The sequence below is a fragment of the Photobacterium kasasachensis genome (assembly GCF_050336885.1).
Lineage (GTDB): Bacteria > Pseudomonadota > Gammaproteobacteria > Enterobacterales > Vibrionaceae > Photobacterium > Photobacterium kasasachensis.
In genome coordinates this window covers 116,173-130,730 of sequence record NZ_JAKJSH010000009.1, presented here as the reverse complement: position 1 = coordinate 130,730, position 14,558 = coordinate 116,173, and the positions used below count along the sequence as shown (strand labels likewise).

Annotated in this window: 14 protein-coding genes; 5 read left to right on the top strand and 9 right to left on the bottom strand. The window is 46.8% G+C overall.

All coding sequences use genetic code 11. From position 1 onward, the window contains the following. Nucleotides 1-4: 4 nt before the first annotated feature. The 6 genes from waaF to rfaD form a co-directional block, all read right to left on the bottom strand. Nucleotides 5-1,033: a lipopolysaccharide heptosyltransferase II gene (gene waaF, locus L4D19_RS14095; protein ID WP_428452974.1), complete on the bottom strand. Its 1,029-nt coding sequence runs from the start codon at nt 1,031-1,033 to the stop codon at nt 5-7. Between the two features lie 394 nt (nt 1,034-1,427). Further along, nucleotides 1,428-1,985, bottom strand: coding sequence for an acyltransferase (locus L4D19_RS14090; protein ID WP_428452973.1), 558 nt, complete (start codon nt 1,983-1,985; stop codon nt 1,428-1,430). A 242-nt stretch (nt 1,986-2,227) separates the two neighbouring features. Continuing rightward, nucleotides 2,228-3,247, bottom strand: a complete 1,020-nt coding sequence (locus L4D19_RS14085; protein ID WP_428453069.1) for a glycosyltransferase family 9 protein — start codon at nt 3,245-3,247, stop codon at nt 2,228-2,230. A gap of 76 nt (nt 3,248-3,323) precedes the next feature. Next, the gene (locus L4D19_RS14080) at nt 3,324-4,574 is read right to left on the bottom strand and encodes an O-antigen ligase family protein (RefSeq protein ID WP_428452972.1); all 1,251 of its coding nucleotides are present in this window, start codon (nt 4,572-4,574) and stop codon (nt 3,324-3,326) included. Between the two features lie 10 nt (nt 4,575-4,584). Further along, entirely contained in the window at nt 4,585-5,712 is a 1,128-nt protein-coding gene (locus L4D19_RS14075; RefSeq protein ID WP_428452971.1) for a glycosyltransferase family 4 protein, read from the bottom strand. Nucleotides 5,713-5,840: 128 nt separating this feature from the next. Next, complete coding sequence (gene rfaD / locus L4D19_RS14070; protein ID WP_428452970.1) at nt 5,841-6,782, bottom strand: ADP-glyceromanno-heptose 6-epimerase; 942 nt, start codon at nt 6,780-6,782, stop codon at nt 5,841-5,843. A 116-nt stretch (nt 6,783-6,898) separates the two neighbouring features. Here rfaD and L4D19_RS14065 point away from each other — a divergent pair, with 116 nt between their 5' ends. Further along, nucleotides 6,899-7,543: a TetR/AcrR family transcriptional regulator gene (locus tag L4D19_RS14065; protein ID WP_428452969.1), complete on the top strand. Its 645-nt coding sequence runs from the start codon at nt 6,899-6,901 to the stop codon at nt 7,541-7,543. A gap of 91 nt (nt 7,544-7,634) precedes the next feature. Here the strand turns inward: L4D19_RS14065 and L4D19_RS14060 are convergent, their stop codons facing one another. The 3 genes from L4D19_RS14060 to gpmM are packed head-to-tail and all read right to left on the bottom strand — an operon-like array spanning nt 7,635 to nt 11,084. Beyond that, complete coding sequence (locus tag L4D19_RS14060; protein ID WP_428452968.1) at nt 7,635-8,351, bottom strand: divergent polysaccharide deacetylase family protein; 717 nt, start codon at nt 8,349-8,351, stop codon at nt 7,635-7,637. A gap of 25 nt (nt 8,352-8,376) precedes the next feature. Further along, nucleotides 8,377-9,534 carry a peptidoglycan DD-metalloendopeptidase family protein gene (locus tag L4D19_RS14055; protein WP_428452967.1) on the bottom strand — a complete coding sequence of 386 codons (1,158 nt, stop codon included), beginning with the start codon at nt 9,532-9,534 and terminating at the stop codon, nt 8,377-8,379. 8 nt (nt 9,535-9,542) lie between these two features. After that, a complete protein-coding gene (gene gpmM / locus L4D19_RS14050; RefSeq protein ID WP_428452966.1) occupies nt 9,543-11,084 on the bottom strand; it encodes a 2,3-bisphosphoglycerate-independent phosphoglycerate mutase in 1,542 nt (513 codons plus the stop codon). 423 nt (nt 11,085-11,507) lie between these two features. Between gpmM and L4D19_RS14045 the strand changes: the two genes are divergently transcribed. The 4 genes from L4D19_RS14045 to cysE all read left to right on the top strand — a co-directional run bounded on the left by L4D19_RS14045 (nt 11,508) and on the right by cysE (nt 14,556). After that, nucleotides 11,508-11,957: a rhodanese-like domain-containing protein gene (locus tag L4D19_RS14045; protein ID WP_428452965.1), complete on the top strand. Its 450-nt coding sequence runs from the start codon at nt 11,508-11,510 to the stop codon at nt 11,955-11,957. Nucleotides 11,958-12,093: 136 nt separating this feature from the next. Next, nucleotides 12,094-12,564: a protein-export chaperone SecB gene (gene secB / locus L4D19_RS14040; protein WP_075762997.1), complete on the top strand. Its 471-nt coding sequence runs from the start codon at nt 12,094-12,096 to the stop codon at nt 12,562-12,564. Between the two features lie 17 nt (nt 12,565-12,581). Continuing rightward, a complete protein-coding gene (gpsA, locus tag L4D19_RS14035) occupies nt 12,582-13,598 on the top strand; it encodes an NAD(P)H-dependent glycerol-3-phosphate dehydrogenase (RefSeq protein ID WP_428452964.1) in 1,017 nt (338 codons plus the stop codon). Nucleotides 13,599-13,710: 112 nt separating this feature from the next. Continuing rightward, nucleotides 13,711-14,556 carry a serine O-acetyltransferase gene (gene cysE, locus L4D19_RS14030; RefSeq protein WP_428452963.1) on the top strand — a complete coding sequence of 282 codons (846 nt, stop codon included), beginning with the start codon at nt 13,711-13,713 and terminating at the stop codon, nt 14,554-14,556. Nucleotides 14,557-14,558 lie beyond the last annotated feature (2 nt).

Sequence of the window (14,558 nt, the reverse complement as noted above, 5' to 3'; positions counted from 1 at the left end):
CCTATTATGAAGAAAGCTTGCCGATGGCCTCTATGATACGTGACGGTGGCAGTTCATTGAGACATTTCAAGTGGCCGAATGGACATTCTCGCTTGAAACAAGGGCGACAGCTGATATCGGTATGAACGATTTCTACCTGTTGTGAAAGCGGCGGTGTGTAATCCGGTGAGGTCGAGCCATAGACGGCGATAATCTTGGTACCGACAGCCGCGGCGATATGCATTAAGCCTGAATCATTGCTTATTACGATATGACACCTTGCCAGTAGATCGACGGCTTCAACCAGTTGTGTTTTTCCTGCCAGATTGGCACAGTGCTGACGCAGCTCAGGAGCAATTTGTTGTTGGATATCTGATGTAACAGCTTGGTCTTTATTCGAACCAAACAGCCATACCTGATAGCCTTTTTGGATCATTTCACTCGCAACTTGTGCAAAATACTTGTCAGGCCAGCGCTTGGCCGGGCCAAACTCGGCACCCGGGCACATTCCGATTATCGGACGGGTTAAATCAAGGGCAAGCGTTTCAACACAGTGCTGTTGCGATGCACTGTCGACGAGTAGTTTCGGTTGGGGGATAGCGGATAGGCAGCTGCTGTCACGCATATCTTGCTTTTGGTAGGCCAGGGCACAGTAGCGCTCGACCATCAGGCCAAAGTCTTTTTTGTTCGTTCGGATATCATTGAGCAGCCCATAGCGCGACTCGCCCTTCCATCCGGTACGAGACGGAATGCCCGCGAATAAAGGTATCAAGGCTGACTTAGCCGAATTGGGAAGCACATAGGCATGGGTGTACTGCGCTTTACGCAGTTTCTTGCCGAGCTGGTAACGCCCTTTGAGATTGAACTCACCGTGGCCGATCGGCATCTCGATGGCATTGTCGATCTCGGGCATGCGTTCCAAAATAGGTCGACACCAAGCCGGTGCCATGACGTCAATTGATGCATTAGGGTGTTGTTGTTTCAGGCTGATATATAATGCTTGGGACATCACCATATCGCCCACCCAGGATGGACCTATAATCAGAATTTTCATTTTTACCACCGAAGCCTGAAAGGCTACACATCAAATTGACAATTTAGGAAGTTTATATGGAATATCATATTTAATGAATGAATTTTTGCTCTTTCATCGAAGAGAAGCCTTTAGCCGGGGCTCATGGATGATTATTACAACTAGAAAATCGACTACTGGCATTATGATTATCTGCTTCGACGGTATTATTAATCATGACGGCCATTGAGAATGGTGTATTTGGTACAAACCATACATCGTTACCTGCAGGGCAACGACAAAGCTAATCTTATGGTTGCATATTTGACTGTTTCATGAGTAACGATAGTTATTTCAGGTCTTCCTCAAACTTGGTCTACACGGCCAACTTTATTATAAGGTGAAAAGCTATGATAGCTTAGCGAGACAAGGCCAATTAACTAAAGGTTAGTTCTTCATCCCAATGGATATTGTCTTTTATTTCAACTGCAGGTACTCCAGCTGCTATTTTATTCTCTCCAATATCTTTGGTCACAAGAGAGTTAATCCCTACAACAGAACCGTTGCCAATATTGCACCCTTTAAGAACAGTGACACTATCTGCTAGCCATACATGTTCACCAATAATAATGTTCTTGGCTAGATTGATTCTTTTGTCACCGCAGAAGATATCATGACCATCACTGGTCATCAATTTTATGTTTCTGGAAAACATCGAGTTTTTGCCAATGGAAATTAATGTATCTTTCTCTCGTGATGAAAAATAACAGTTTTCACCAATAACACTGTTTTCCTCAAAGATAATAGAACAGTTGTTTCCATTTATTTCTATCTTTGAGCCTTTTATATTAACACCGTTTTTTATTATTAGTCTATTGTTGTTTCCTTTTATAGAAATGTCACATTTCCTAACTCTTGCTCCACTTGATATTGATACGGAGTTTGTTCCAGATAGTCTTACTCTATTTCTTATTTTGAAAAGGATATTTTTCATTGCTAAACAACCATGTGTGAAAAAACGTTATACACTTATTATATGCTATACAGGTTTTTGGTAACAAGTTGTTCTTATGGTTTTGAGAGGTGTAACAACTCGTTATTATTGCTGTGGATTAATTTAGCTGGATTTATTTAAGCAACGTTAAACTTGTTCTTATATTTTGGCTTTATATTCAGGCGCTTGTAGTAACACATTTCCTGCGGTATTTTTTGATATACCGCAGGATAAATCAATCATTAGTCTATATCACTTGTTGCTTTGCATATGTTATCTAAAATAGCCTCAGGGCTAGGTATGACTGCATTAGGAGTCATAGAAATATAATGTTTTTCATAAGTTGGTGTGTATCTGAATGGTACCGTGGCATAAAATATTCCAACTGTTGGAGTGTGAGTGCTAATTGCAACATTACGTATGCCTGTATCTGTACTTACAACGACTGATGCTTTAGCAATGAAACTAATGACGTCTTCAATATCCATAGAAGGCTGAATGTTTATATTTTCAGACGTTAGCTTTCCTAGCTTGGAAGCTTTTTCGCTTTCACTGATCCCTTCTAGATAGATATGCCGATAACCAGATAATTTTTCAGCGGCAAGGTTCATCAAAGACGTCAATTTATCAAAAGGGTACATTTTCCTCTCTTGTGATGCACCACCAAAATAGACAATATAAGGCTTTACACTTTCTCTTAGATTGCGGTTATCAGGGTAGCCAAAATCAAGTGGATAAGTAGGGTTATGTCCAAGAACTTTAAGCATGTGCAACATGCTTTCTACTTCTGGTGTGAAGTCAGAGCGGAAGATAGCAATATCGTATAATAACTTTGCAACTGATGAACGATATGGAAAGCCAATTTTTAGCTTTGCTTTTGTTAAAGCTAACAACCAATATGAACGGTTTGTAGCTGCAAGATCAAAAATAATATCTTGTTCACCAAGCTCTTTGGCTTTACGTATTTTTTCTAATGGGGTTACTTTGCGATCACTTTGTCTGCCAGGCATGATATGTACATCATCAACAAGATCGGATGGCATTGCATATTGGTAGTTGGAAGTTGCACAAAGAGTAATTTTCGCATTGGGAAAAAATTTTCTAGCCTCAATGAGAAATGGACGTGTGATAACTTGATCGCCTAGAGCTGCATGACGAATTACTGCAATATTCTTAACTTTGCTAGGGTCAAACTCATTAGCTTGATATGAGCGAGCCTTCTTGGAGGCATAAGCACCTTTTTCAAACCATAAGTGTTTCATATTGTACATTTCTTAATCCTTACCTGTGCATCATATTTTTTGCATATTTATTAAAGGCTTGAGTTGCAGTATATAGTCATATTTTAAGCCCAGTTTTCAACTCACTTATTTTGTCGATATTCTTACCTTCTTTTAACATAGGTAAGCACAGTGCAAGCATAAAGAAGACCGTATAAGTTTGAATTACCATTTGGTTACTGTAAAAAATCCCAATAATTAGGAATGAGGATATAACGCAAATGCCAGCTTGCTTGTATTGGTGTTTACATCTAATTAACATAAAAGTAATGTAAATCAACAAAGAAAGAAAGGTTAGCTCATAAAGTAAGCCATGTTTGACAAGGCTTTCTAGATAGGCGTTATGAGGCTCAGTAAAAGAAAAATATGCCGTTTCGTTTGTAACATTTGGGCTCGTTTTGCTTATGTAAATCTTGAACTCTTTGGTGTAGTTATTCTCACCCAGTCCAAAAATAACTTTAGTCGGAGATTCTGACCAATTATAAGATGTGAAAGCGATTGCTTTTTTCCACATAATTAATCTGGCTGTATTAGATTGATCAACTTTAGTGTCAAGAATACTTTCAACTCGATTGGTTACCCCTTCAAATTTAGTAGGGAAGACTGTGGTTAGAATGGGTAATGATATTAAACAGACCAAGAAAATTTTAAGGAAAAATTGCTTGTAACAAGATAAAAGTAATAGGTTAACTACGATAAAAGTTGCTAGCCATGGGCCTCTTGACCCTGTTAATACTAGGCACACAATGCTTAGGATTATTACGGTCATTAGCGCAAATTTGAACTTATTATTTGTTAAGTTAAACCAAAATGGAATAGAAAAAGCCAAGAAATAGCTTAAATTCTCTGACCAGCGTCCGACATCGAGAAAGCTTTCTAAGCGCAACGGGTTCAGGCCCGTTGTTTTCATTTGGATAAGGGTGTACAAGCCATAAAAAATAGATAGCAACAGGCCGAGAAGTAAACCAATAATTGCAGACTGTTTATGCTTTTTGTTATTAAATAAAATAATCAAGTAAGGGAATACCACTAAGAATAGTGATTTTCTTGCAATGTGTACAATGTCATCTAAGTTTCCTGGTGAAATAAGACAAGAAACTACAGCAATTAAATATGCTATTAATGATATTTTTGTTACTGGGGATGAAAGTGCTTTTTCTCTAAAAGCTGAGTTTGATATCAGGCTGTATAGAAACAGCATAAGTAGAATAGTTACTGATATGTTGATCCCTGCTTTTGATGTAAAAATAGAAAAGCCCAATAATCCAAGTAAAAATATTTCTAATTTTTTGATTGTTGTATCTGACATTTGTTTCTTCTCATTGCACTGCTGTTTTATTATAAACAACAGCTAAATTTTCAATATGCTTACTAATATCAAAGTGTGTTTTTGCTCGCAGGCCCAGTTTTTGACCCACTATAGAAATATTTTCTGATTCGCTGATTATTTTCACTAATTTAAGTTGTATCAGGTTTGAGTCTAAAGGGTTCACTGTAAATGGGTAACTTTCACCTAGAATTTCAGGAATTGCACCTGTGTTAGCTCCCAATATTAGTTTATTGGCAGCCATTGCTTCAATGACGGTTAAGCCAAAAGCCTCGTTGTGCGACAAGATGGCAACGATGTCCATGACGGCAAGCATATTCTCGGTATCCTTCCGAAAGCCGGGAAGATGGATCTGTTCTGATAGGCCGCTTTGCTTGATGGTTGCCTGAATCTCTTCTACTAGTTCGATATCTGAGCCTTGATCGGCTTGTAACCCGCCGACCATCAGAAGGTGAAGATTTTGCTCGGGATTTTGTCTTACCAAGGCGATAAATGCGTCAAGTAACTCTTTTTGCCCTTTCGCGTGGTTAAACCGGCCTACAGTACCGATGACTGTAGCATCGACAGGAATACCCAGTTCTTTTTTGGTTTTCAGGACAAGTTTGGTATCGTCAATGGCGGGGCGTATCTCTGTCCCCAGCCATAGGCGTTGGATTTTTTCTGCCGGTACCGGCAGTGCTTTCAGGTTACGCTTCTTGGTTGCTTCACTTATCGACAGTACTTGATCGACGTGGCTATATACCCAGCGGTGATACATATCTTTTTTCGGCCGGGTGACCCCCATGTGCTCGGTGAAGATAACTCGGTATGACGACAGTGTATCCAGCAGGGCAGCAACAACCAGGTCACCGGATTTGTGGCAATGGATCAGGTTGACACCGCTTTGTTGAAGCCATTGATGAATGCGATCAAGCTGTCTGAACGATGCAAACTTTGAGTCGACTTCATAGGTTTCGATGCCTTGCTCTCGCATCCCTTGGGCAACACGGGAGCCTTTTAGACATAGTCCGAGTACTTTCCAGCCTTTTTCTCTGAACTGACCGCCGGTTCGAATTGGGTACATCTCCAATCCACCCCAACCCTTGGATAGACAAATATGCAATACTGCTTGGTTAGACATGACTTAAAAACCTTTGGGTGCCGGCAGGCAACTCGCTTCGTCGGTTGAAGATCCGTTGTTTGATATTGAGATAACAAGACAAGCTGGGTATGCCCAGCTTGCCTTGTTGGATTTATCTCGTCAGCTTACTAATTAATTAGCGACATGTACTCAGCAACACCTTCGGCGACAGACTTGAATGGTTTGTCGTATCCGGCTGTGCGCACTTTGGTCAGATCGGCCTGAGTAAAGGCCTGGTAGCGACCTTTCAGGTGCTCTGGGAACGGAATTTCCTCGACCTCACCTTTACCGTGATGCTTGATAACGGCTTTGGCTACTTCACGGAAAGACTCGGCATTGCCGGTACCGCAGTTGAAAATGCCTGAGACATTGTTTTCCCAGAACCAAAGGTTCATCTGGCAGACATCACCGACATAGACAAAGTCACGCTTGAACGTATCGGAGCCTTCGAACAGTTTCGGATTATCACCTTTGTTGATCTGGGTGTTCAGGTGAAAGGCGACCGAGGCCATGCTGCCTTTATGCTGCTCGCGAGGACCATAGACGTTAAAGTAGCGGAAACCTGTGATTTGAGACAAGGTCTCACCATGCTCCTCGGCATCTTGCCACAGACGACGGACATAGTTGTCAAACTGCTGCTTGGAGTAGCCGTAAACGTTCAGCGCACCCTCATACTGCTTCTCTTCGATGAAGTCATGATCGCGACCGCCGTATGTAGCTGCCGAAGAAGCATATAGGAACGGGATTTGACGCTCAAGGCAGTAATGTAACAATTCTTTTGAATATTCATAATTGTTAAGCATCATGTACTTGCCATCCCACTCCGTGGTTGCAGAACATGCGCCTTCATGAAAAATGGCATCGATTGGACCAAATTCGTCACCGGCCATGATTTGAGTAATGAAGTCTTCCTTATCCATGTAATCAGCGATATCCAGATCAACCAAGTTGGCAAACTTGGTTCCGTCCTTCAGGTTATCCACAACTAGGATGTCGTTGCGTCCTTGCTCGTTCAGAGCCTTTACGATATTGCTGCCGATCATGCCGGCGCCACCAGTTACGATAATCATGGCTATTCCAGTCTTTAATACATTGGGACAACGGCCGCATAACAGCCACCGCTATAAATATTCTTTGTGATAACATTACACTATTGCCATTGGGCGACGGAAGTAGTGAGAAGCAAATGAAGACCCGCGACAGAATTATTCAGGCAGCACTGGAGCTTTTCAATGAAAGCGGTGAGCCAAACATAACCACGAACCACATTGCCGCTCATCTGGGGATCAGCCCCGGCAATCTGTATTATCATTTTCGCAATAAAGAAGAGATTATACACAGTATTTTTGACGAATACGCCCGTGATTTGAGTATTCGTTTCCAGCCTCAAGGAGAATCTAAGGTAACTGCCGATAATTTATTGGGTTATCTCGATGCGGTATTTATGTTGATGTGGCGGTATCGTTTTTTCTACGCCAACCTGCCCGATATCCTACGCAGGGATCTCGAGCTACAGGAAAAATACCTGGCGGCGCAAGAAGGGCTGCATCAGAACATTATGGGGATGATGAATAGCTTCCGTGCCAGCGAGTTGCTTGACCTTGATGATGATGAACTGCTTAGCCTGGCCAATACGCTTAAGCTGGTTGCCTCTAGCTGGATTTGCTACCAGACGACCCAGGCTGTCGGGGCAAAAATCACCAAGGCGGTGATCTACCAGGGCGTGTTGCAGATGCTGAGTATTGTGCGGCCGCTGACAACGGCGAAAGGAAAAGAGCAGGTGATCCTGCTTGAATCGCACTACTGCGAGCAGGTAAAGCGTAATGCTTAAGTGTTGATAGCCCGGCTCTGAGGTGTCTGAGCGGATATGTCAGGGCGCTCTTTGAGATTTCCGCTGAGAGCTGAAAGCTGAAGGTAGGGAGTTAGGGGTATAGCGCTGAAATACGTACCAGTTGGATGTCTTGTTTAGCCAGCTCCGGCAGCTGCTCCTCGAGTGTTGCCAGTGTAACGGGGTAGGGGTGGCCAATGGCAACGGCATACCCGTTGCGCTTGGCCCGCCTGACCGCTTGAGCAAGTTGCTGGCGAACAAACTGCGGGGTACGGTAATGGTCGAGAAAGATGTGGCGGCGCAATGCAGGGATCCCCTGGGCGCGCGCCTGCTTGAGAGCGACTGACTTTGCCGTTGTTCGGCTGTCGAGAAAATTGACTCCCTGCTCCCCCAGGACATCCATGACCCAGCCCATCGCCTCGGTATTCTGGGTAAGGGCACTGCCCATATGATTATTCATGGCGACGGCATTTGGCACCCGGCTCAGGGCATGGCGCAGGGTTTGCTGGAGCTCGGCCTGTGACATTTTCCCGGTAAGAGTCGTCAGCTCCAGCGGCGCCGTACGTTGTGGCTCCATCGGCATATGCAGCAGGGTATCACGCTGCTCCAATCCAGCCTGTTTGGCCGTGGCAAGATCATAAGGGGTGTCCGGCAGGATAGAGATACTGACTTCCGGCGGCAGGGTCGACAGTGCAGCAGGCATGGCCCGGTAACCCAAGTCATCAATGACGATGGCGAGTTTGGCTGCGAGGCTGTGTCCTGGCAGCGCCAAGCTGAAGAGCAGAGAAAACCAGAGTGCAATCCATCGCATGTCAGGTGTCCTTATCGGTACAAGCTTATCTTTTCAGCCAGCCTTTGGGGTTAGTGGGATTGCCTTTACGGCGGATTTCAAAATACAGTCCCGAACGTTCCTGTCCGCCGCTGTCACCGACAAGTGCAATGGCTTCGTTGGCCTGTACCACATCACCGACTTTTTTGAGCAAGGTCTGGTTGTAACCGTAGAAGCTCATATCGCCTTTGCCATGGTCGATAACCAGCATCAGGCCATATCCGCGTAACCAGTCGGCAAATACAATTTTGCCGGAATACACGGCCTTGACCTGACTGCCGGCCGGGTTGCCAATCACCATTCCTTTCCAGCGCAGCTCCCCTTGCTGGCTTGTGCCGTATTGATGAAGGACAGAGCCCTTCACCGGCCACGGCAGCTTGCCTTTGTGTCTTGCCAGCCCGTCCATCGGTACGCGTCTTGCTGCCTCGGCAGCCGCTTTGGCCTTGGCAATCTCTTTGACCAGGCGCTGTTCGTTGCTCTTGAGCTCGGACAGGTACTGAGAGTCTGATTTTAGCTGGCCCCTGATAGTACGCACTGTTTTATGGCGTTGTCGTTGCTCGTTCTCCAGCGTACTTTTCTCGGTTTTGAGCTGGGTCAGCAATGTTTTTTGCTGCTGACGCTGCTGGGTCAGCTGGTGTGCCTTCAGCTGTAGTTCCGTTGTGGTGGCGGCGAGTTCGTCCAGGGTCTTGGCGCGCGCTTCACTGAGGCGTTCGGCATAGATTGACATTCGGTCAAGCTCGGTGCTGTCTTCGCCACTGAGCAACGAGGCTAGCTGGCTGTTTTTTCCCTGACGGTATTGGGTATTGAGCAGTTCTTTCAGCATCTCTTGCTGGCCGAGCTGCTGTTGCTGAAGGCGTTGCTGTTCTTGCTGAAGCTTACTGATGGAGCGGTCGAGCTGCTTGAGCTGATTATCGGCCTTGTGGATTTTTTTGGCGGTTGTTGCGATAGCAAGCTCTTGCTGTTTTAGGGATTGTTGCAGCGTATTGATTTTTTTTTGCTTGGTGCTTAGCTGATCCTGCTGGCGTGAGATTTCCTTTTTGACGCCTTCAAGCTGGTTCTGGTTGCTCGCCAGGCTTGGTTGTGCAAATGTCAGGCATAACAAAGCGCCAGTGCATAATGCACTGGCGCGGAGGATGTTGCCCAGGTATTTGATCTTATCCCGCATGGGGGAGATTATTTCAGATCAAACAGCACCTGACCAGTCATCTCTGCAGGGATTTCCATATCTGTTAGCGCCAGCATAGTTGGTGCTAGATCAGACAGTTTACCGTCATCTTTCAGGGTCAGAGATTTGTCACCGACGTAAACCAGCGGTACCGGCAGGTTGGTGTGCGCGGTGTGGATACCACCGGTTTCAGGGTTGATCATCATTTCGGCGTTACCGTGGTCGGCAGTGATCAGCAACTGACCGTCGACTTCTTTGATTGCCTCAACCACTTGGCCAATGCAGCTATCCAGTGCTTCACAAGCCTGGACTGCAGCATCGTAAACACCGGTATGGCCAACCATGTCGCCATTCGGATAGTTACAGATGATGGTATCGAATTCACCGCCCTTGATGGCTGCAACCAGCTTTTCAGTCAGTTCCGGTGCACTCATTTCAGGCTGTAGATCATAGGTCGCCACTTTTGGTGAAGCGACTAGCGAGCGAGATTCGCCATCAAACTCGTTTTCGACACCGCCGTTGAAGAAGAACGTCACGTGCGCGTACTTTTCAGTTTCAGAGATTCGCAGCTGTTTCTTGCCTTTCTTCGATAGCCACTCGCCCAGCGTGTTATCAAGGGTTGCTGGTGGGTAAGCAATAGCCAGGTTAATATCAGCAGCGTACTGAGTTAGCATCACAAAATCAGCTAACGCAGGCACTTTAGCACGTTCGAAGCCAGCGAAGTCTGTCTCGAAGGCACGGGTGATTTGACGGGCACGGTCAGCACGGTAGTTCATGAAGATAACGGCATCGCCATCTTCCATCGCTGCCACGTCCTGGCCTTCGGCGCGGATTTCAGTGGCTTTCACGAACTCATCGTTTTCATCACGCGCGTAGGCGGCTTCAAGGCCTTCTACGGCAGATGCCGCTGAGAACTCGGCTTTCGCTGCAGTAAGCAGGTCGTAAGCGACTTCAACACGGTCCCAGTTGTTGTCACGGTCCATTGCGTAGTAACGGCCCACCAGTGACGCTACGCGGCCTTTGCCTAGTTCGGCAAACAGGGCATCGAAGCGCTCCAGTGATGCCTGTGCGCTGCGTGGTGGTGTATCACGGCCGTCCAGGAAGCAATGCAGGTAGATTTTTTCTGCGCCGCGCTTGGCTGCCATTTCAACAGCTGCTGCAATGTGGTCTTCATGGCTGTGAACACCGCCCGGAGACATCAGGCCCATGATGTGAACGGCTTTGCCAGCATTGATAGCCTTGTCCATTGCCGCAACCAGTGCTTCGTTTTCGAAGAAGTCGCCGTCGGCAATAGATTTGGTGATGCGTGTCAGATCCTGATAAACAACGCGACCGGCACCAATGTTGGTGTGACCAACCTCAGAGTTACCCATCTGACCGTCTGGCAGACCCACATCCATGCCAGAAGCAGAAATTAGGGTGTTGGCTTCATTTGCCATCAAGCCGTCCATCACTGGTGTGTTTGCGTTTGCAATTGCGTTGTCGGAATTGTCTTCGCGGTAACCCCAGCCATCCAGGATAACTAAAGCCAGTGGCTTCTTAGCAGACATATGCTGTCCTCTCGTAAAGTTAGAAATCTGAGTGTAATTTAGACCAATTACCTTAAATATCTGCGAACTATCTAAGGTGATTAGTCTGGTTGTATGTAATTTTACTACAAGTCATGGCTAAAACTGTAGGGCAAGATCAAACAATGCTGTAAATGGATTGTTATCTTCCTACGTGAAATATATGCATTTCTGCCTTTGAGTGTAAGCCCTGATTGAGAGTTTTTTTCTATTTCATTGAAAGGTGGAAGCTGAAAACGATTGTTCAAGGCGTATACTATTATCGCCGGAATCGAGTGAGCCAATACGCGGAATTGTTGACGCCTGCTGTACAACAACGTTGCCGCGGGTATACTCAGGTTCCTTTTTGGTGGAGTCTGGCCCTGATTTTCAGGTGTCTAGTATTAGGAAAATAGAGCGAAAGTCATGCAGCAATACATCGATTTTGTTACAAGTAATCCAATGTTATCCCTAGCGTGGGTGGGTATAGCCGTGGCGCTTGTGGCGTCTTATGTGAAACAGAAGGCCGCGGGCTATAAAGTTGTTACCCCCAATGAAGCGACGGTCATGGTGAACCGTGAAGACGGCGTATTCATCGATATCCGTAGCCGTGATGAGTACCGCCAGGGTCATATTTCGGGTGCCCTTCACATTTTGCCGAGCCAAATTAAAGAACAGAACTTTTCAGAGCTTGAAAAGCACAAAACAGCCCCAATCATTGTGGTATGCAAGACAGGCCAGACAGCACAAGAGAGTGCCAATCTGTTACATAAAGCCGGTTTTGAGAATGTTAATTTGCTGAAGGATGGCCTGATTTCTTGGAATGAAGCCAATCTGCCGCTGATCCGCAGCAAATCCAGCAAGGGCAAGAAGTAACCCCTTGTCGCTCGGAACGCGCCATACTAGGCAGTGTCTCCGATGCAAACCGAATTTGTGCAGCGTGTGATAATTATCATGGTTGCGAATATTTATGATCTCATGTGATGAGATTGAGAGAGAAAAGGACACGAAAATGGCTGAAGCAGCAAACAACGAAGCACAACAGAACTTCCAGATCCAGCGTATCTTCCTGAAAGATGTTTCTTTCGAAGCGCCGAATTCACCTGATATGTTCCAGAAAGAGTGGAACCCTGATGTGAAACTGGACCTGGATACCCAGAGCCGCGAGTTGGGTGAAGGTGTTTTCGAAGTGATTCTTCGTCTGACTGTAACTGTGAAGAACGCCGATGACACGGCATTCCTGTGTGAAGTTCAGCAGGGCGGTATTTTCTCTGTTTCAGGCATGGAAGCGCCTCAGCTTGCACATTGTCTTGGTGCATTCTGCCCGAATATCCTATTCCCATATGCGCGTGAAACTATTTCAAGCCTAGTGGTTAAAGGTACTTTCCCTCAGTTGAACCTGGCACCTGTTAACTTTGATGCTTTGTTCATGAACTACCTTCAGAACCAGGCGCAAGCTAACCCTGAAAGCACTGAAGCCTAATCGCTAAAGTGGCCGTTATGAATCAGAACGTAGACAAAGCAATCACGATGACAGTGCTGGGTGCCGGCTCTTACGGCACCTCCCTGGCCATCTCTCTGGCCCGAAATGGCGCTAACGTCATATTGTGGGGCCATGAGCCTGAGCATATGGCGCAGCTCGAGATTGACCGTGCCAATGAGGCTTTCCTGCCGGGCGTTCCGTTTCCCGATTCGCTGATTGTCTCGGCGGATCTGGAGGCATCAGTTCAGGCCTGTCAGGATTTGCTGGTGGTCGTTCCGAGCCATGTGTTTGGTGAAGTACTGTCGAATGTGAAGCCTTACCTGCGTGATGATTCACGTATTTGCTGGGCAACCAAAGGACTTGAGCCTGACACCGGGCGCTTGCTCAAAGAGGTTGCCATCGATGCATTGGGTGAGGATGTTCCGCTAGCCGTGCTTTCCGGTCCTACGTTTGCCAAAGAGCTGGCAGCGGGGATGCCGACGGCGATCGCCGTGTCTTCTCCCGATGAGGTTTTCGTCCGTGAGCTGCAGGAAAAAATTCACTGCAGCAAGACATTCCGTGTCTACAGCAATACCGATTTTATCGGCATGCAGCTGGGCGGTGCGGTGAAGAACGTGATTGCGATTGGTGCCGGTATGTCTGATGGTATTGGCTTTGGTGCCAATGCTCGTACCGCATTGATCACTCGCGGTCTGGCGGAAATGTGTCGCCTTGGCGCTGCCCTGGGTGCCCAGCCGGAAACCTTTATGGGGATGGCGGGACTGGGGGACTTGGTGCTGACATGTACCGATAACCAGTCACGTAATCGTCGTTTTGGTCTGGCCCTGGGCCAGGGCAAAACGGTTGATGCGGCACAGGATGACATTGGCCAGGTGGTAGAAGGCTATCGCAACACCAAGGAAGTCTGGGTACTCTCCCAGCGCTACGGGGTTGAGATGCCGATTACCGAACAGATCTATCAGGTTCTTTATCAGGGCAAAGATGCCCGTGAAGCAGCCAAAGATCTGCTAGCCCGTGAGAAAAAAGACGAGTAACGGCAATTTACGCTGTCGTGGACAGGATTAAGAGCAAGATAACAACGCGTGCCTGCAAAGCCCGCGTTGTTTTTTTTTTCAAGCACGTTAAAGTTAAACAGATACCGACTTGATGACAAAACGAACAGAGGGTGATGTGAGGGAGTGTCAACAACATGAGATCTGGCAGGCTATCAAGCGGGAAGCGCGGGAGCAGTCAGAGCAAGAACCGATGCTGGCCAGCTTTTATCATGCAACTATTATCAAGCATGATAATTTAGCCGCTGCGCTTAGTTATATACTGGCCAATAAGTTGGCGACGCCATCTATGCCGGCGATGGCGGTGCGCGAGGTCATTGAAGAAGCCTTCGCTGCCGACTGTATGATCACCGAATCGGCAGCCTGCGATATCCGTGCCGTGGTTGAACGAGATCCTGCGGTAGAGATGTACTCCATTCCCCTGTTATATCTGAAAGGTTATCACGCCTTGCAGGGTTATCGAGTCGCCAACTGGCTGTGGAAACAAAAGCGGGTTGCTCTTGCTGTTTATCTGCAAAATCAAATTTCGGTCGCCTGTCAGGTAGACGTGCACCCTGCGGCGACGATTGGTCAGGGGATCATGTTTGACCATGCGACCGGTATTGTGATTGGTGAAACAGCCGTGATCGAGAATGATGTTTCGATCCTTCAGGACGTTACCCTGGGTGGTACGGGTAAGGAAGGCGGCGATCGTCATCCGAAGATCCGCGAAGGCGTGATGATCGGTGCTGGTGCCAAGATACTGGGCAATATCGAAGTCGGCGAAGGGGCGAAAATCGGATCCTGCTCGGTGGTGCTCAATCCGGTGCCTTCGCATACCACGGTGGCCGGGGTGCCGGCGAAAATTGTTGGTCGTCCAAGTAGCGAGAAGCCTGCGATGGATATGGATCAGCAATTTAACGGCAACGGCCAAACCTTTATGGCCGGTGACGGTATTTAAGT